Below are 18203 nucleotides of genomic sequence, written 5' to 3'. Positions count from 1 at the left end.
AGCCTTTTTAAAGATATGTGCGGAACAGAAGGGTGAAAATTGAAGTAACGATATTTCAGTTTTTGTTCAGACGCATTGAGGTGGTTTTATATGATTTGCAATACGATTTGAACTTGCTTCAAAATTAGTTTAAGAACTACAATGTTTTCTTAAATAGGATAAAGGGGTGCGAGGAGTGTTGTAAATTAGTGGGAACAATTCTAAATTCTATAAATTATGAAAACCCTACAAACACTTTTAGTAATTAGCTTTTTGGCGGTATTAACGGCATGTGGCCCTACAAAAGAACCAACCTCTACAGACGCAAAAACCGCTAAAGTTGAAAATAACCGAGGCAGGTCTAACCAAGGTATTTCCAAAGGAAGGACAAAAACCACGAATGCTCCAGATTTTTCTTCGGACAATGTAACTGACTCTGAAGCTGTTCGAAACAATGAGGAACGTAATAAGGCGCGAATGCAGGAAATGTATTCAACCTTGAATATGGATGAGGCTCAAATAAAACGTTTTGAAAATGAGTGGAAACGATCAACGGGCGCTTGGAAAAGAAGCAATCGGAACCAATCTATGAACAACTTTGAAAAAGTGGAATATCAAGACCGAATTTTAAGCAATATTTTAGATGAAGCGCAATTTGAAGCCTACCGAGAATGGGCACGTGAAAATCCGATGACTGATTAAATTGATAGTACACTTTATAATGTGGCTCATCATTTTGATGGGCCTTTTTTTGTCCAAGCAGTGGGCAATATGTGAATTGTGTAAATGCAGCTACCTCGACATCTGGTAAGAAACTAGGAAAGGATTGGAATAGAATTCAGACTCTGTTTTGTTGACACTAAGCAGTTTAAAGGTAGTTTGCGTAGCGTGAATCCTTAAAAAATAAGACGTAAAAGACCTGTTGGACAAAGTGTTCCAAAAGTTTTTTATTGAATGATAAATGGATTTTAAAGTCTTTCTTGAAGCTCAGAAATAATAAAAATAGCCAAGAATAAAAGACCTGTTCCAATTGCTAATGCACCTACTCCCATACCGCAAATTTACTAAAAATAGTAATTGGTTTTCAAGTTTTTCAATTTAAAAATTAGCTGTGTGCTCAGTTTAGTGTAGCTGAAGCCTACTTGAAGCAGCTACAAAGTTCTATCCGAAAGTATAGCATGCGTTTGAACAGCTAATTTAGAGGGGATTAAGTGAAAGTGTTTATCTATTGGATGCTATTATATTGTTAATTATTTTCATCGGCTTGCTTCGAAAACTTGTCGAAGGGGCGGTTCTTTTTGTTGAATTGAATCTCTACAGTTTGTTTGCCCCATTGGCGTGCGGCATCTTCATCGAGCCCCATATAAATATCTATTTTTTTCGTCCAACGTTTGTTCATTTTGTCTTTTACAATGTAAGTGCCTGGTAGGTTATTTATTTCAACTTCTTCGTTGTGGTCTAACCCTAGCTTAATCAGGTCGCGAGAAACAGCTATGGCGCGTTCGCCGGGTTCCAGAATATCGCCCCAAGCCGCCAAGGAAGGATTACCCTTTTTGGTTTGGCGCTCAACAGAATTATAGGCAGTTGCCGTAACGGTAATGGTGGTCATTTTTGACTCCTGTTTTTTCTTCTCTTTTTTGTTTGAGCAGCCAAACAAAACGAATAGTAAGGAGATAAAAGTGAATTGTATAAGATATACGTTTAAATGTCGCATAATTAAAAAATACAAATAATTAGATTAACTGCCTGATGTTTAGGGTCGAAATTGGGTTAATGTTTCCTGGAATTGATAAATAAGCTGTAGATGAAAAGGTTCGCTATCGCAGCTGATTAAGTGTTGTGGCGAGCTAAGATAAAGCCGTGTAATCGCCAGAAAAAGTGGTTCCCATTGGCACCAGTCCTGCAAATGAAAAGCCACGGACTGCGTCCTCGTTTTATTCTTTTATTTCATTGCTTTGAGCAAGCTCAGCAATTCCATAAAACAACAAAACCACGCCTAATGGCGTGGCTTTCTAAGTGATCAGTGGAGCCGGGGAGATTACAGAAATGTGATCTCCATTGGCACCAGTCCTGCAAATGAAAAGCCACGGACTGCGTCCTCGTTTTATTCTTTTATTCCATTGCTTTGAGCAAGCTCAGCAATTCCATAAAACAACAAAACCACGCCTAATGGCGTGGCTTTCTAAGTGATCAGTGGAGCCGGGGAGATTACAGAAAATGTGATCTCCAGTGGCACCAGTCCTGCAAATAGAAAGCCACGGACTGCGTCCTCGTTTTATTCTTTTATTCCATTGCTTTGAGCAAGCTCAGCAATTCCATAAAACAACAAAACCACGCCTAATGGCGTGGCTTTTTATGTGATCAGTGGAGCCGGGGAGATTCGAACTCCCGTCCAAACGCGCAACTATACCGCTTTCTACATGCTTAGTTTTCAATTGGATTTTAGTGAGATTGCCGGTCGAAAACTACCAACGCACTCCTTATCTTCATTTGTGCCGATAGCTATCGGCATTTACAAGTGCATCAAAGCCCTACACTTGCTAGGTTTACTTTTACGAAGCCACTGAGTCAACCGCCGTAAACCAAGGCCGTTGAGTGACTTCCTGCTTGCCCACCTTGTGGGCCGAGGCACATCCTACTATGATTCAGATTATGCAGCTAGGGCGTAGTTATTCTCGCCGTTTAAAAAGTGTGAAATATGATATTTACGAGCTGTATCCCAGCGCTCGGCATGCTTACAATACAATTAGACCCGCTGTCAAAACCAGTCGGCCCCGTTATGGTCTTTAGTCGTTAGTTGGTAGTCGCTAGTAAATCGTCATTTTTTTTATAATCAAATCACTTAAACCCAACCAGAAACTAATTTTCGGACTGCAAAGATACAAGAAAAACCTTATATTTGACCTCCTTAATTATTCCATTCTACATTGGAACAAAAATCATACCATATGCCTATAACATTTGCCATCATAAAAGAACGTAAAACTCCGCCAGATCGTCGCGTCGTTTTTTCACCCGAAAAATGCCAGGAAGTCGTAAAGAAATTTCCAGACGCTAGAATTATCGTGGAAGCTTCAGATATTCGAATATTTCCGGATGAGGCGTATCGCAATGCGGGTTTTGAAGTGATGGAAGATGTCTCTGAGGCTGATGTTATGCTTGGGGTGAAAGAAGTGCCGATTGCCGCGCTAATTCCGAATAAAAAATATTTCTACTTTAGTCACACTATTAAAAAGCAGCCTTACAATAGAAATTTGTTGGTGGCTATGTTGGATAAAAACATTGAAATGTTTGACCATGAAACCATCGTCAACAGGAATAATAAGCGCTTAATTGGCTTTGGTTATTATGCAGGCTTGGTTGGAGCTTATAATGGTTTTAGAGCCTTGGGCTTACGCGACAATTTGTTTGAGCTGCCAAAAGTTGAAAACCTACCCGATTTAGCAGCGGTAAAAGCTGAATTGGATAAGATTGAAATTCCGAATATAAAAATAGTTCTGTCCGGTACCGGGAAAGTTACGCGCGGGGCAAAAGAGATAATAGACCATTTAAAAATACGCGAAGTAACCGACGAAGAATATCTTTCAGAAAAATCATTTAACGAACCGGTGTATTGTCTGATAGATGTTTCAGAATACAACAAACGTAAGGATGGCCGTGCTTTTAGTAAGCAGGAGTTTTATAAGGATCCTTCTGGCTATGAAAGTGACTTTATGAAATATGCCAAAGTGAGTGACGCCTTTTTTACAGGTCACTTTTACGGCAATGGCGCGCCATACCTTTTTACCAGAGAAGACGCAAAAAGTTCAGATTTTAAAATAAACTTGGTAGTAGATATCTCTTGCGATGTTGATGGCCCTGTGGCAAGTACACTTCGAGCATCTACCATTGCCGATCCTTTTTACGGATACGATCCAAAAACCGAAACGGAAACCAACTTTGATGCACCAGGGGCAATAACAGTAATGGCTGTGGACAATCTGCCATGCGAACTGCCTAAAGATGCCAGTAAAGGCTTTGGCGAAATGTTTCTGGAAAACGTGATTCCGGCATTTTTTAATGACGATAAAAACAGCGTATTAAAACGTGCTCAAATTACTACAGCAGAAGGCAAATTAACGCCGAGGTTTGCGTATTTAAAGGATTTTGTAGAAATTACAGTCTAATATTAAACAGCTAAAGTTATTGAAGCTAAGCAAAAAATCGGGTTGGTAACGGGAGCGGCATCAGGTCTTGGTCTTGAATTAACCAAGCTTTTGGCGGAAGATGGCTACGACCTAATTTTAGCAGATGTAGATGCCGAAAAACTACAGCAGGCCAGCGATGAAATTGCTGCCCAATATCATTCAAATATACAGTTAATCGTTAAAGACTTAAGTAGGAGCAATGTGGCCGATCAAATATTTGAGGCTATTGAAGACAAACCCATTGATGTGCTAATAAACAACGCGGGGTTTGGAGTTTTTGGAAGCTTTAACGACACCGATTGGCAACGCGAAATGGATATGCTAAACTTGCATGTAATCACCACTACCCATTTAACCAAATTGGTTTTAAAAGGAATGGTTGCTCGCGGAAACGGAAAAATATTGAATATGTCGTCGCTAGCGGCGTTTCAACCGGGGCCACTGATGTCATTATACTACGCTTCAAAAGCATATATTCTCTCTTTTTCTGAAGCCATTGCCAACGAGCTTAAAGGTTCTGGGGTAACCGTTACCTGCTTATGTCCGGGGCAAACCAACACGTGTTTTCAGGAAGTAGTTTCAAATGGAACAGCTTCTTCCAATAACAAAATTAACTTTAATGTTGCCTGTCCTCAAAAAGTTGCAAAATATGGATATGAAGCAATGCAAAAGGGAAAAGTGGTTGCCATACCAGGTAAAATCAACAAGTTTCTCTCTAAGTTGCCTCGCTTTGTGCCTAGGCGGACAGCTACCGCTATAATTAGAAGGATTCAAGAAAAAAATCGAGATACTTGATTTTTTATGTTAAACTTTCTTTAGCCTGATAGGCTCTTCAGACTGAATCTTTATTAACGCACCGAAAAACTCTTGTAATGATTTATAGGCTTCAGGCGGAAAGTGGTAGTTGTTTAGCTTTACACTTAATCTAATGTTTACCTTGGTTCCAGAAACATCATAGACCACAGAAAGCTCACCGTCATTTTCCGGAAGTTTCAGGATTTTATTGTTTGGTACTTCTTCAACTACGTATTGATCTTTTAAATCTATTGAAACTAGGTAATTGTTTAGTACAGGAAACCCAAAATCTATTGGATAATGCCTTTTGTTCTTAAGAAACGGATTTTCAGAAAAAAATGTTTCCATTAAAAATGGATAGAGAAATAACTTATCCACAACGGGCTGTTCATGAAGTGAAACCTGATACGTTTCTTTATAGGCTTTGTCTAAGTTTTTTTCATTTTCTACCGTGAGGTTTGAAACTTCCAAGCCCTCATTTCTGCTTTGCTTTCTTTTAATTATTTCTTCTTTTATAAAATCATTATTCATTTGCCGTTGAACTACTGAAATGTAGCCTGTGGAAGCTTCGTTTACTTTCCCTGAAAATAATCCTGAAGCATTGGCAGATAGTTGCATGTTTACATAATGCATGTTTTTTGAAATTGGGGTTATGGGTTCCCAATAACTACCTTTTTTGAAATCCAAAACCCGTCCCTCCTTATTTAAGGTGCGTAAGGGAAGCACTCCGAAAGGCGTATATTTATTAGTGGCATCCAATAAATAGATTTTATTGTTTACTTTTAAACGCACTAGGGCATAATTAAAATCTGTTCTTACTGGGTACTGTTTAGTTGGCATGGCTTTGTCTCGAGTTGCAACGAGCATTATTTTAGCTTCAAGTCCGCTAGCCTCCAAAGCGTTGATCAGGCCTAGATTAATTTCAACACTGTTTCCACGTTTATTTTCGAAAGCGCTCTTAACACGATTATCATTAAGAAGATTAGATTGTTTATTCCACGACATCCTTTCTTGGATAAAATAATAAACTGCCTTGGCTCGTTCTAGATCATCTGTAATGGAACTGATTGAAGTTGGAAGCTCTTGCTGAAAGAATTTTGTGTGTTTAAGTTGACCTCCAAAGTCCTTGTCATACCGAAATGTTTTATCAACGTCTTTCCATGTTCGTGAATAGGCTTCTCTGGTTTCGTCTATCTTGAGGATGTCTCTTATCTCAAACTTCATAGCGGGAATATAATTGTATTTGGAAAGCATATACTTTTCTTCTTCAAAAGCTGGTACATCCTTCATTGCGTAGGTAGCCGATTCGCAGTCTCCCGGTACTTTATAGCCTGGAAGATGGAAGCACGAAAGTTTTATTTCGGCCTCGTTTATATCTAGTTTCCGGTCGCCAAAAAGGGTTCGGTTGTAGGTGTAATTTCCGGGTATTTCTGTATGGAGCTCAGAGTATAGTGTTGGTAGGTCGTTCATAAACGCCCATCCGCGCAAATTAAAAAAATATGGCGTTTCAAGCCGGTAGGTGTACTCCAGAATGCTACCATCCTGTATATTGGGAAATGTAAACTTTTTAATGGAGTAGTTTGGACCTTCTTTTATATCAAAAAAGGCATTATCGGCAACATAAGTCTGCGATTTGCCATTGTGGGTGATTGCGGTAAGGTTTCTTATGTTTTCTTGTACTTCTTTTTCGCGATAATACGGAATTTCAAAACTTGCGTAATCAAAATTCTTGGAATCGAACACTTTTATTTTGCGGTGTACGTCTTTAATAAGCCTAATATATCCGTCGGCGGCATCAAAACTATAATTTCCTCTTTCATATAAAATTACGCCTGTTGCCGTTGAATCTTTAGCGTATTGCCTCATGGCAAATTCTTCGGGAAATGGTTCGCCAAAAGCATGAGGTTTTACTTGTGAATGGCTACAGAATACAAGGAAGAAAAAGCTTAGAGAGAATAGGATTTTTAAACGCATATTAAAGTTTTTTTAGGGTGATAGGTTCTTCTTTCAACATACTTACCATGCTGCCAAAAAATTTCTTTAAAGATTGATAAGCGTCTGGTTGAAAGTGATACGAAGCCAATTTCATATTAAAACGAATGTTTATTTGATTGTCTTTGGCGGTATATGCTACGGTACATTCACCGTCGTTATTAGGGAGTTTAATACTTCTGCTTTTAGGGAGTTGTTCAACTTTATAAGCATTGCCGAGGTCTATGGAAACTAAATAGGTGTTTGTAAACGGAAAGCCAAAATCCATTGGATAGCTTCGTTCTTTCAGTTTAAAAGGATTCTCAGCAATATATGTTTTATTAAAGAAGGGGTATAAAATTACTTTATCGCCTACCACTTCTGGTGTTATTGTAATATTGTAGCTTTCCTTGAGCGGCTTTTCTATGGTGTTGAGGTCTTCAAGTTGGTAGTCATTAATTTCTATACCAGCTTTGGTTTTTTCATGGGCTTTCTTATACTGTTGAAGGGTTTTTTCCTCAATGATATTTCGTTTATTAAGTGCTATATAACCTGAGTTCATCTGGTTAACCTTTCCGCTAAATTGCCCTTGGGCTTCAGCTGCAATTTTTGCATTCATATATTGAATGTTTTGTTCAAAAGGTTTAATATCCATCCAATAACTGCCTTTTTTGAAATCTAATACGCGAGCTTGGACGTTTAAGGCGCGAAAGGGAATAATTGCAAATGGCGCTTGCTTGTCAGTGGCATCTAGTAAAATTTCCTCATTGTCTATAAGCAACACTGCGAGTACGTAATTAAAGTTAGAGAGTACCGGATAATGTTCGGTTGGTAATCCGTTATTTCGGGTAGATAAAATTACCGATTTTGCATCTAGTTTTGCGGCTTTGAGTGCATTGACCAAGGAAAGGTTAATAGCTGTTACGCTTCCCAGTTTTTCGTCAAAGACGTCTTTTACTTTAATGCCGTAATTGAAGTACCTGCCATTCCAGATATAATTATTTTGAATAAAGCGATAAACAGCCTTTGCTCGTTCTAATTCATCTTCTATATCCAAGATAGAATTAGGTAGTTTTCTTCTAAAATAACTTTTCTTTTTAAGCTGCTCTCCAAAATCTCTTCTGTTCTTAAAACGATCATCTACATCGTCCCAACTTCTAGTGTAAACCTGTTCATAGCCATGGAAAGTTTCAATTTCGAGTGGTTCGTAAACAATGCGCGAAATATAGTTTTGGCGTGAAAGCATGTATTCTTCTTCAGTAAAAGAGGGAATATTCTGCATTGCAAATATGTTGGTTTCGGAATCTACATGACCGGTATTTGATGGTAAAACAAATGCCTTCGGTTTAATGGAGGAATTTCTTATGCTTAATTTTTTATTGCCATAGAGAATGTGGTTGTATTTAAAATTTGCAGGTAAAACGGTTTGAAATAAGCTGTAAACAGTTGGCAATTTATGTTGAAACTCCCATCCTTCAATATCATAGAAATAAGAACTGACAATGGTATATCTATACTCCAAAATACTTCCGTCTTGTATATTTGGAAAAGTAAACTTTAGAGCCTTTCCGTTGCCAGGTTGTTCTATTTCAAAGAATGCTTCTTCGGGAACAAAATTTTGTAAAGCTCCGTTATGGGTTACAGCTTTATAATCTAATATTTCCTCTGGAGAAAACCTTCCTCCTTTATAGGGAATCTCAACGGTAGCAAAATCAAATTTTTTAGCGTTCAGTACTTTTATTTTTCTATGCACTTCTCGTACTAATCTTATTGTTGCTTTTTTAACAATTGACGCAACGTAATAATTCCCCGATTCATAAAGTATTACGCCAGCAGCATCAGGTTTCGGTTTGTAATTATTTAGTTTGTACTCGGCTTGGGTAGGCTTCCCAAATGTGTCAAAACGCGTAGACTGCGAATAGGATATAGTAATGGCTAAAATAAAAAGAAGCAGTACAAGGTTTCTAAGAGGCATATTGTTGGCAGATATGGGGTGTTAGTTGCAAAATAGAATAAATAACTTTAATTAGAAAATAATTAATTAAGTATCATATAAATAAGGAAATTATGAATTGTAGCTTTGTTTAAGGTGGAATCAGGGCGTTGTTTAACGTAAATTCAAGTTAATAACGCAAAACCACCGCCAAAATAGGTAAAATCCCCATTGAATATACGGATTTTTCCTCTTGTATGACCTCTGTATAATTGTCATCTTTGTTGTACTACTAATTAATTGGGGAGTTAATAACTAGTAATTTGTTTAAGAGGGTTGTCGTTAAAATGGCAGCCCTTTTTTATTGGTTTCAATTACTTTAAATTTTATGATAATCGGTTAAAAGGGGAAAAACCCCTTTTTTAAAACAGGGTTTTTCCTCTTGTTTATTTTAAGGGTTCTTTACATTTTTGAAGTTGCAAGTTAATTGGGGAGTTAATGATGCAATCAAGAATGAAAGCTGTTCCGTTTGGAGCGGCTTTCTCTTATTTATGGGAAAAGAAGTAGGAAAAAGCCTAAGGTAAATTCGGGTTTTTTCCTCTTGATTTGCTTGATGTTTTATTCGATATTTACTGTACTTATTATTAGAGAATTTAATGACTGAAAAAAAGTAAATGCTTGTATCTTAGATAGAAGCAGTGATTTTTATCCAATTATCTAAAATTTCTTTTTATAAAAATTTGTTTTTAGCCAAAGTGGCCTAGCATCTTTTGATACTAGGCCACTTTATTTACAGGTTACTTTGAGTATATGTTATATAAAATCATCTCATTACCTATTAGATAAAAAAACTCAAACCACTTCAAGCTATCTTCTTCTATTAATTATAGAATCTTACAGGGTTTTGTAGTGCGTATAATTTTTAACGGTGCCGAAAGACCTATAACCCATTGATTGTTTTCCGAATGGCCACGAGATCGGTTAATAATTTTTCAAGTAGATTTAAGTTGAGCATGTTGGCGCCATCACTCTTTGCATTGGCGGGATCAAAATGGGTTTCAATAAAAATACCGTCGGCTCCCGTTGCAATTCCCGCGCGAGCAATGGTTGAAATCATTTCGGGTCTTCCCCCCGTAACGCCAGCGCTTTGGTTGGGTTGTTGTAAGCTGTGAGTAACGTCCAGCACCACAGGTGCATACTGCCTCATGGTTGGGATTCCTCTAAAATCTACCAGCATATCTTGATACCCAAACATGGTACCTCTATCTGTAATTACTACCTGTTGGTTGTTACAGTCGGTAACCTTAGTAACGGCGTGTTTCATGCTTTCGGGACTCATAAATTGACCTTTTTTTAGGTTTACCACTTTCCCCGTTTTGGCGGCGGCAACTACTAAATCTGTTTGCCGTACTAAGAATGCTGGAATTTGTAAAACATCCACGTATTCCGCCGCCATAGCAGCATCGCTTACTTCGTGAATATCGGTTACCGTGGGAACATCAAAGGTTTCCGAAACTTTCCGAAGGATTTTCAAAGCTTTTTCGTCACCAATCCCTGTGAAACTATCAATTCGGCTACGGTTAGCCTTTTTAAAACTTCCTTTAAAAATGAAAGGGATTTCGAGCTTGTTGGTAATTTCGACAATCTTTTCGGCAATTTGCATCGCCATTTCTTCGCTTTCAATGGCGCAAGGGCCAGCCAAAAGGAAAAAGTTATTGGAGTCTGTGTGTTTGATTTTTGGGATTAGGTCTAGTGTCATACTTTATTTTTAGCAGTGTAAAGATAGTTATTTTACGGTTCAAGTATTCTATTTCGTGTTTTGTGAACAGTTTCAATTTTTTAGATCAAAATAAAATGATAACTTTAATATGTAATCCACTTAGAAACACTACTTTTGCACCCTCCAAAAAAAGGAGTTTCCTTATGAATATCAAAAACATAGCTATTATTGCCCACGTTGACCACGGTAAAACCACCTTGGTTGATAAAATTATGCACCACTGCAGTCTTTTTCGTGATAACGAACAGTCTGGAGACCTTATACTTGACAACAATGATCTGGAACGTGAAAGAGGGATTACCATTACCTCAAAGAACGTTTCGGTTATGTATAAAGACACAAAAATAAATATTATCGATACACCTGGTCACGCCGATTTTGGTGGCGAAGTAGAACGTGTATTGAATATGGCCGATGGTGTTTTGCTATTGGTAGATGCTTTTGAAGGCCCTATGCCACAAACGCGATTTGTACTTCAAAAAGCAATCGATTTAGGTCTAAAACCTTGTGTTGTTGTAAATAAAGTAGATAAGGAAAACTGTACCCCAGATGAGGTGCATGAGGCTGTTTTTGATTTAATGTTTGAATTGGGTGCTGAGGAATGGCAACTTGATTTTCCAGCTGTTTACGGTTCTGCAAAACAAGGATGGATGAGCGACGATTGGAAAAATCCAACAGATAGCCTTGAGCCATTGCTAGATATGGTTCTTGAGCATATACCTTCGCCTAAAGTGGAGGAAGGAAGCCTTCAAATGCTTATAACTTCTCTAGACTTTTCATCTTTTACAGGAAGAATCGCCATTGGCCGTTTGCAAAGAGGAGTTTTAAAAGAGGGAATGCAGATTGCTTTGGTAAAAAGAGACGGAGCGATTATAAAATCTAGAATTAAGGAATTACATACGTTTGAGGGGATGGGCCGTAAAAAGGTTTCTGAAGTTCATGCTGGCGATATATGTGCCTTAGTAGGTCTGGAAGGTTTTGAAATTGGCGATACCGTTGCCGATGTTGAAAACCCAGAAGCCTTAAAAACAATATCTATTGATGAGCCTACCATGAGTATGCTCTTCACCATAAACGATTCTCCGTTCTTCGGAAAAGATGGAAAGTTTGTTACTTCTCGTCATATTAAGGAGCGCCTGGAAAAAGAATTGGAAAAAAACTTGGCTTTGCGCATGCAGCCAACGGACAGTGCCGATAAATTTATGGTCTTTGGCCGTGGGGTGTTGCACCTTTCGGTTCTAATTGAAACCATGCGTCGCGAAGGTTATGAACTTCAAATTGGGCAGCCACAAGTAATCATTAAAGAGATTGATGGCGTTAAGTGTGAGCCTGTGGAAGAAATGACCATAGATTTACCTGAAACCGTTAGTGGTACCGCAATTAATATGGTGACCATTCGTAAAGGAGAAATGTTGAGTATGGAAGGCAAAGGCGAACGTATGGTTTGTAAATTTGCTATTCCATCGCGCGGAATTATCGGTTTGCGAAACCAATTGCTTACCGCTACAGCAGGTGAGGCGATCATGACGCACCGTTTCCTAGAATACCAACCCATGAAAGGAGGTATTCCTGAAAGACAAAACGGAAGTTTGGTATCTATGGAAACAGGTACTGCAATTCCATATTCCATTGATAAACTACAGGATCGCGGCAAGTTTTTTGTTGATCCGGGAGAAGATATTTACGAAGGACAGGTAATTGGTGAAAACTCGCGTCAAGATGATATGACGGTGAATATTACCAAGACCAAAAAGATGTCTAACGTTCGTTCTTCGGGTGCAGATGACAAAGCGAAAATTATTCCTGCAGTTAAGTTTTCATTGGAAGAATCATTGGAGTATCTTCAAAAAGATGAATACGTGGAAGTAACGCCAAAGCACTTACGACTTCGTAAAATATATTTGAAGGAAACCGATAGGAAACGAAATAAGATTTAAGGTTTTTTAGACAAAAGGCATAAGACGAAGGCTAAGCACGAAATAAGTGTTTTTAAAATTAAACTTCGTCTTATGTCAATACGTCTAAATTATCAAATAAAAGATAATTGGGCTTTAACTCAATAAACTCCGCGGTTTTTAGTTAATTTGTGGTCGTCTATTTGACAAGCTTAATAATAAACTAACAGGTATGAATTTTCTTTATTTCGATCCAGGAATAGGAGCAATGATAGTGCAAGCAGTTGTTGCTGGTGCTGCAGCCGTATTGCTGTTTTCAAAAGGAGTGCTGTATAAGGTGAAATCTTTTTTCGGACTGGTAAAAGAGAATGAAGATACTTACGATTCAATTGACGTTGAAGAGCAAGACACCGATAAAGATGACAAACAAAACTGAGGTACATCAGGCCTCCTTCCGAGATCCTTCTGGTTACATGTTTTATGATGGTAAAACCCTTCGTAGGGCCATCAACCCCATTTATTTTCCGCAGTATAACAGACTAAAAGAAAGTGGTTTTTTCAAAAACCTTATTGCCAACGGGCTACTAATTCCGCATAAGGAAACCTCTAACACTGCTGAACAGATAACTATTACGCCCGAAGAAATTCCTTTTATTACAAACCCGTATGAATGGAGTTTTGAGCAGTATAAACACGCTGCATTACACACCTTAAAAATTCAAAAATACGCACTTTCAAAAGGTTTTATTCTGAAAGATGCCTCTGCTTATAATATTACTTTTCACAAAGGGAAACCTGTGTTTATCGATAGTCTTTCGTTCGATTTTTATGTGGAAAATACTCCCTGGCGCGCTTACAAACAATTTATTACCCATTTTTTAGGCCCTCTTGTTCTTGCAAAATACCACGGAACGGAAGTCTTTAAAATGATGCAGACGCATATTGACGGGATTCCTGTGAAGCTTATTTCCTCCCTATTGCCATCGCTCACAAAACTGAGTTCGGTAATCTATACCAATATTCATTTGTTGGCAAAGATGGAACGCAAGCACAGTGACGACTATAAAGCCGAAGCTAAGATTGCGAATCTTTCAAGAAAAGCGCAGGAAAACATCCTCGATAGTCTTTATGGTTTCATTAAGGGCTTGTCGCTAAAAGAATCTAGCGAATGGGGTGATTATTACAGCAAAACAAATTATAACGAAGCTGCTTTTGAAGCTAAAAAAGAACTGGTAAAACAATGGGTAAAACCATTAGCTCCTCAAAAACTTATTGATGTTGGCGGGAACGACGGTACATTTGCCCGTACGGTTTTAGACAGTGTACCACATGTTATTGTAACCGATATTGACAGTAATGCCGTAGATTTTAATTACAAACAACTGCAACAGAATAAGGAAACCAACATGCTGCCTTTTGTGTGCGATGTACTGCAGCCCGCTCCCGGCATTGGTTTTAACAATACCGAACGGAATTCATTGCTAGACCGTTTAACCGGGTATGCACCAGATGTTACCATGGCTTTGGCCCTCATTCACCATATCACGCTTTCTGGGAATGTTCCCTTTGAAAAATCAGCTTCCTTTTTTGCTGCCTTTTCCAAAAACTTAATTATTGAATTTCCAAAACGTGAAGATTCTTGGGCAGAATCCTTACTGGTTCGCAAGCGGGAGTTTATTGAGCATTTCGATTTTTACAATGAGACTGAGTTTGAAAAGGGCTACCTTCAATATTTCAGCATTGAGAAAAAAGAGACTATAAAAGGAACAAAACGATTGTTGTACTTGTTAAAGCGCAAAGCTCTTTGAGATTAAAAAGAGATACGCTTTCATAGGCTGAAATCTTAGTCTTGGATTTATCTTATCAATAAAATTAAGAACACCTATTTCCAGCCCTAAATAGGAATAAGCTTTAAAGATTCTACATTCACAATAGATAGCCCCAAGTTTATATAAAAACTACATAACTCGAGGTTTTTTATACTACTTTTGGAAAATTGATGCGATTTAAAGAAAAATCATCTTTAAAATTTTACTTGGGTCTGAATGGATAACTTCTTTCAAAAATATTTTAAACAACCGGTGAATCCGGGGATAACTGGACTGATATGTGGTTTTTACCCCTTTGTTTTTTACTTCTCGAATAATTTTTCTGCAATCAATTCGTGGGAGCATCTCGGGTTTTTCTTTCTGTTTTTTATAGGAATTCCAATAGTCGTGTTTTCACTGGCCTCTTTGGTTTTAAAATATTCCGAAGCCTTGTCAAAATACAAAATGCAGATTCTTTTTGTGTTGATTATTATGACAGTTGCCACGCTTATGTCGCAGGCAATGTATTTAACCATTAAAAAGAAATTGCTTTTAGGCTTGCTAATTATTTCGGTTTTAGCAGCTTGGAAATTACACGCACACCTTAAAAAACTGTTGGTGATAATTCTTTTGATGAGTATTCTTCCAACTTTAAACTGCATCATAAAAATAGTGGAGCATGAGCAAAATATGGGATGGACCCAATTGCCCGATGCCATAGAAACCGCAAAATTTAAAAAAACTCCTAATATTTATGTAATCCAACCCGATGGATACGTGGCAGAGAAACTCATGACTAGTGATCTATATAACTTCAATAATCCTTTTTACGGGTGGTTGGAAAATAATGGGTTTAAGGTTTATGATAACTTCAGAAGTAATTATCCTGCGAGTCTTACGTCAAATTCTTCTATGTTTGCCATGAAGCAACACCGTTTTGGCCAAGTGCTTTTTCCATCTATTGATATGCCCAATGCACGCGATATAATTGCCGGAAATAATAGCGCCATTAGGACTTTAAGGAATAATGGGTACAAAAACTTCTTTATCGTTCAGGATGAATATTTTCAGCAAAATCGTCCAGAGCAAACCTTTGATTACTATAATATAAGTCCACAGGAAATTCCGTATTTTAGTAATGATAACAATGTAAAAAAGGTTGTTTTTAACGATTTAAAAGCTGCTATGGATACCGTGAACAGCGTGGGGCCGCGGTTTTATTTTGTTGAAAAACTATTGCCACACCACGTTCACTTTTCAGCCTCTAAAGAGGAAGAGCGAGATACGTATATTGATAAAATAAAGCGGGTAAACGTATGGTTAGAAAATACGGTAAATTACATTTCTGAACGCGATCCAGATGCAATCGTTATTATTTCGGCAGATCATGGCGGTTGGGTTGGCCTAGGTAGCTATCCCGAAATGTTTGGCACAACAGACCCAGATAAAATACATTCTATATATTCTACCTTGACGGCTATAAAATGGAATGGAAACCTAGAGAATGGCATGGACGCCAAACTAAAAAGCAACGTGAATATTTTTCGTGTTTTATTTTCCGTTTTAAGCGAAAACCCTGAATATTTGAAATATTTGGAAGACGATTCCAGTTATAACCTTGAGAATGGAGTATTTTGGAAATCGGTTCGTCCTGTGATAGACGACTCCGGAAAAGTGAATTTAAACGAAACAGAAACCTGACCAATTTGGATAACTACACAGTAGAAAAATATCAAAAAGCACTAAAAACTACTTGGAACACGTTTGTAAAGGAAGCTAAGAACAGTACATTTTTGTTCCAACGTGATTTTATGGACTACCATTCCCATAGGTTTACGGACTATTCCTTGCTTGTTTATAAAAAGACGAAATTGGTTGCAGTGCTTCCCGCAAATATTTTGGAAACGGAATTGCATTCGCATCAAGGCTTAAGCTACGGAGGGTTGGTTTTAGGTAAAAAAACAACTTTTGAAGAAACCTACCATATTTTTAAAAGCTTGTTGGTCTATTTGGAAAATGAGGGTGTAAAAGCCTTAAAACTGAAACTGCTCCCTAAAATTTATAATCAATTGCCAAGTGATGAAATTGATTACCTCTTGTTTACTGTAAAGGCTAATCTTTATAGAAGAGATATTACAAGCTGTGTTTATAATGAAAATCCGTTAAAGATAAGCTCTTCTAATAGGTTGCGCGGAATAAAAAAAGGAGTAAAAAATGAATTGCAGGTTCGTGAAGAATCCAATTTTGAGCCATTTTGGGAAGCAGTTTTAGTGCCAAATTTAAAACAGACCCACGATGAAAAACCTGTTCATTCCTCAGAAGAAATTAGGTTGTTGCAATCGCGATTTCCTGATAATATTAAGCAATTCAACGTGTATAAAAATGACACCATTGTTGCTGGCGCTACGGTCTTTGAAACTTCAACAGTAGCACATGCACAATACATTTCTGCCAATGACGAAGGGCGGAAAACAGGCGGTTTAGACTTCCTGTTTAAACATTTGTTGGAAACTTTTACGCATAAAAAATATTTTGATTTCGGCATTAGCAATGAGGCACAGGGCATGAAGATAAACAAGGGGCTTCTGTATTGGAAAGAAGGCTTTGGTGGTAGGAGCATCGTTCATGATTTTTATGAAGTAAAAACAGAAAACCATAACCTATTAAACAAGCTTTTTATATGATTCCGTTTTTAGACTTAAAGGCAATCAATAAACGTTTTGAAAGTGAATTTCAAAATGGATTTCAGCAGTTTTTGGACTCGGGGTATTACATTTTGGGAAACCAAGTAAAATTGTTTGAAGCCAATTTTTCACGATTTTGCGATGTAAAGCATTGTATTGGCGTGGGAAATGGTCTGGATGCGTTACGACTCATTTTAGAAGGTTACAAAGTGTTGGGAAAACTGAAAAATGGTGATGCCGTTTTGGTAGCTTCAAATACCTATATCGCTACAATTTTAGCCATAAAACAAGCAGGCTTAAAACCAATTTTGGTTGAAGCAGATTTAGACACCTATAATTTCGATATCAAAGCACTTCAAACCTTAATCTCAAACCTGCCGACTGAACGGAGAGGAAAAATTAAGGCGATCATGCCGGTACATTTGTATGGAGAACTTTCGCCGATGGAAGATATTTTAGCTGTTGCCAAAGAAAATAATTTACTCATCATTGAAGACGCTGCCCAGGCCCACGGCGCAAAAAACAAAGCGGGCAAGCGAGCTGGTAATCTTGGTGATGCTGCTGGCTTCAGTTTTTATCCCACCAAAAACCTAGGTGCTTTAGGCGATGGGGGAGCGGTTACCACAAATGACGATCAACTGGCCGATGTAATTAAAAAGCTTCGGAATTACGGCACCTCTTCAAAATATGTAAATGAGGTGTTGGGATTCAACTCGAGGCTCGATGAGTTACAAGCTTCGATTTTAAATATAAAAATTATACAGCTAGACCGTGATAATGAACGTAGAAGAGCAATTGCAAAACAGTATCTTTCTAAAATTAACAATAAAAAAATAGCGCCTCCAAAGTACGACGGAAGCGAGAACCATGTATTCCACTTGTTTGTAGTTCGTGTGAAAAATAGGCTTGACTTTATAGATTATCTAGACCGAAATGGAGTGGGGCATTTAATTCATTACCCAATCCCGCCGCACCAACAACAGGCACTTTCGGAGTTTTCGCATTTAAGCTTTCCAATTACGGAACAAATTCACGAGGAAATTATAAGCATTCCGATGAGTCCGGTAATGGCCGACGCCGATGTGAAAATGGTAATTGAGGTTTTAAATGGCTATTGAGCAAAACCTAGGAAAAACATCAGAATTTTATAATATACCTGAAATTTAAACCC

Annotated in this window: 13 protein-coding genes and 1 other RNA gene; 9 read left to right on the top strand and 5 right to left on the bottom strand. The window is 37.9% G+C overall.

The genetic code is table 11. The features are described 5' to 3' along the window. Positions 1-216: 216 nt before the first annotated feature. The gene (locus tag QPK98_RS00330) at positions 217-681 is read left to right on the top strand and encodes a hypothetical protein (protein ID WP_310990998.1); all 465 of its coding nucleotides are present in this window, start codon (positions 217-219) and stop codon (positions 679-681) included. Positions 682-1225: 544 nt separating this feature from the next. Here QPK98_RS00330 and QPK98_RS00325 read toward each other — a convergent pair. Next, positions 1226-1588: a 3D domain-containing protein gene (locus tag QPK98_RS00325; protein ID WP_310990997.1), complete on the bottom strand. Its 363-nt coding sequence runs from the start codon at positions 1586-1588 to the stop codon at positions 1226-1228. Positions 1589-2341: 753 nt separating this feature from the next. Beyond that, positions 2342-2755: a transfer-messenger RNA gene (gene ssrA, locus QPK98_RS00320) on the bottom strand. 178 nt (positions 2756-2933) lie between these two features. On the opposite strand from ssrA, the gene QPK98_RS00315 reads away from it, so the two are divergent. Then, positions 2934-4145, top strand: coding sequence for an NAD(P)-dependent oxidoreductase (locus QPK98_RS00315; RefSeq protein ID WP_310991722.1), 1212 nt, complete (start codon positions 2934-2936; stop codon positions 4143-4145). Between the two features lie 42 nt (positions 4146-4187). Further along, a complete protein-coding gene (locus tag QPK98_RS00310; protein ID WP_310990996.1) occupies positions 4188-4961 on the top strand; it encodes an SDR family NAD(P)-dependent oxidoreductase in 774 nt (257 codons plus the stop codon). 9 nt (positions 4962-4970) lie between these two features. On the opposite strand, the gene QPK98_RS00305 is transcribed toward QPK98_RS00310, so the two are convergent. The 3 genes from QPK98_RS00305 to kdsA all read right to left on the bottom strand — a co-directional run bounded on the left by QPK98_RS00305 (position 4971) and on the right by kdsA (position 10624). After that, positions 4971-6935 carry a DUF3858 domain-containing protein gene (locus tag QPK98_RS00305; RefSeq protein ID WP_310990995.1) on the bottom strand — a complete coding sequence of 655 codons (1965 nt, stop codon included), beginning with the start codon at positions 6933-6935 and terminating at the stop codon, positions 4971-4973. A gap of 1 nt (position 6936) precedes the next feature. Beyond that, positions 6937-8907, bottom strand: coding sequence for a DUF3858 domain-containing protein (locus tag QPK98_RS00300; protein ID WP_310990994.1), 1971 nt, complete (start codon positions 8905-8907; stop codon positions 6937-6939). 898 nt (positions 8908-9805) lie between these two features. Beyond that, complete coding sequence (gene kdsA, locus QPK98_RS00295; RefSeq protein ID WP_310990993.1) at positions 9806-10624, bottom strand: 3-deoxy-8-phosphooctulonate synthase; 819 nt, start codon at positions 10622-10624, stop codon at positions 9806-9808. A gap of 164 nt (positions 10625-10788) precedes the next feature. Between kdsA and typA the strand changes: the two genes are divergently transcribed. The 6 genes from typA to QPK98_RS00265 all read left to right on the top strand — a co-directional run bounded on the left by typA (position 10789) and on the right by QPK98_RS00265 (position 18150). Further along, the gene (typA, locus tag QPK98_RS00290; RefSeq protein ID WP_310990991.1) at positions 10789-12582 is read left to right on the top strand and encodes a translational GTPase TypA; all 1794 of its coding nucleotides are present in this window, start codon (positions 10789-10791) and stop codon (positions 12580-12582) included. Positions 12583-12772: 190 nt separating this feature from the next. Then, positions 12773-12976 (top strand): hypothetical protein, encoded by a 204-nt coding sequence (locus QPK98_RS00285; RefSeq protein WP_310990990.1) that lies wholly within the window; start codon positions 12773-12775, stop codon positions 12974-12976. Then, positions 12960-14348, top strand: coding sequence for a class I SAM-dependent methyltransferase (locus QPK98_RS00280; RefSeq protein WP_310990989.1), 1389 nt, complete (start codon positions 12960-12962; stop codon positions 14346-14348). Before QPK98_RS00285 ends, QPK98_RS00280 begins: the two co-directional genes overlap by 17 nt. Before the next feature lie 237 nt (positions 14349-14585). Further along, positions 14586-16049, top strand: coding sequence for an alkaline phosphatase family protein (locus QPK98_RS00275; RefSeq protein WP_310990988.1), 1464 nt, complete (start codon positions 14586-14588; stop codon positions 16047-16049). A gap of 5 nt (positions 16050-16054) precedes the next feature. Beyond that, on the top strand, positions 16055-17032 hold the full coding sequence (locus QPK98_RS00270) for a GNAT family N-acetyltransferase (RefSeq protein WP_310990987.1): 978 nt from the start codon (positions 16055-16057) through the stop codon (positions 17030-17032). Then, on the top strand, positions 17029-18150 hold the full coding sequence (locus QPK98_RS00265) for a DegT/DnrJ/EryC1/StrS family aminotransferase (RefSeq protein ID WP_310990986.1): 1122 nt from the start codon (positions 17029-17031) through the stop codon (positions 18148-18150). Before QPK98_RS00270 ends, QPK98_RS00265 begins: the two co-directional genes overlap by 4 nt. Positions 18151-18203 lie beyond the last annotated feature (53 nt).

The organism is Aequorivita marina (assembly GCF_031631895.2).
Taxonomy (GTDB): domain Bacteria; phylum Bacteroidota; class Bacteroidia; order Flavobacteriales; family Flavobacteriaceae; genus Aequorivita; species Aequorivita marina.
This window is presented reverse-complemented; position numbering and strand designations above follow the sequence as displayed.

Coding starts and splice junctions, on each gene's coding strand:
- QPK98_RS00285 (WP_310990990.1), top strand. CDS start 12,773: ATGAATTTTCTTTATTTCGATCCAGGAATAGGAGCAATGATAGTGCAA.
- typA (WP_310990991.1), top strand. CDS start 10,789: ATGAATATCAAAAACATAGCTATTATTGCCCACGTTGACCACGGTAAA.
- QPK98_RS00300 (WP_310990994.1), bottom strand. CDS start 8,907: ATGCCTCTTAGAAACCTTGTACTGCTTCTTTTTATTTTAGCCATTACT.
- QPK98_RS00330 (WP_310990998.1), top strand. CDS start 217: ATGAAAACCCTACAAACACTTTTAGTAATTAGCTTTTTGGCGGTATTA.
- QPK98_RS00305 (WP_310990995.1), bottom strand. CDS start 6,935: ATGCGTTTAAAAATCCTATTCTCTCTAAGCTTTTTCTTCCTTGTATTC.
- kdsA (WP_310990993.1), bottom strand. CDS start 10,624: ATGACACTAGACCTAATCCCAAAAATCAAACACACAGACTCCAATAAC.
- QPK98_RS00325 (WP_310990997.1), bottom strand. CDS start 1,588: ATGACCACCATTACCGTTACGGCAACTGCCTATAATTCTGTTGAGCGC.
- QPK98_RS00280 (WP_310990989.1), top strand. CDS start 12,960: ATGACAAACAAAACTGAGGTACATCAGGCCTCCTTCCGAGATCCTTCT.
- QPK98_RS00275 (WP_310990988.1), top strand. CDS start 14,586: ATGGATAACTTCTTTCAAAAATATTTTAAACAACCGGTGAATCCGGGG.
- QPK98_RS00265 (WP_310990986.1), top strand. CDS start 17,029: ATGATTCCGTTTTTAGACTTAAAGGCAATCAATAAACGTTTTGAAAGT.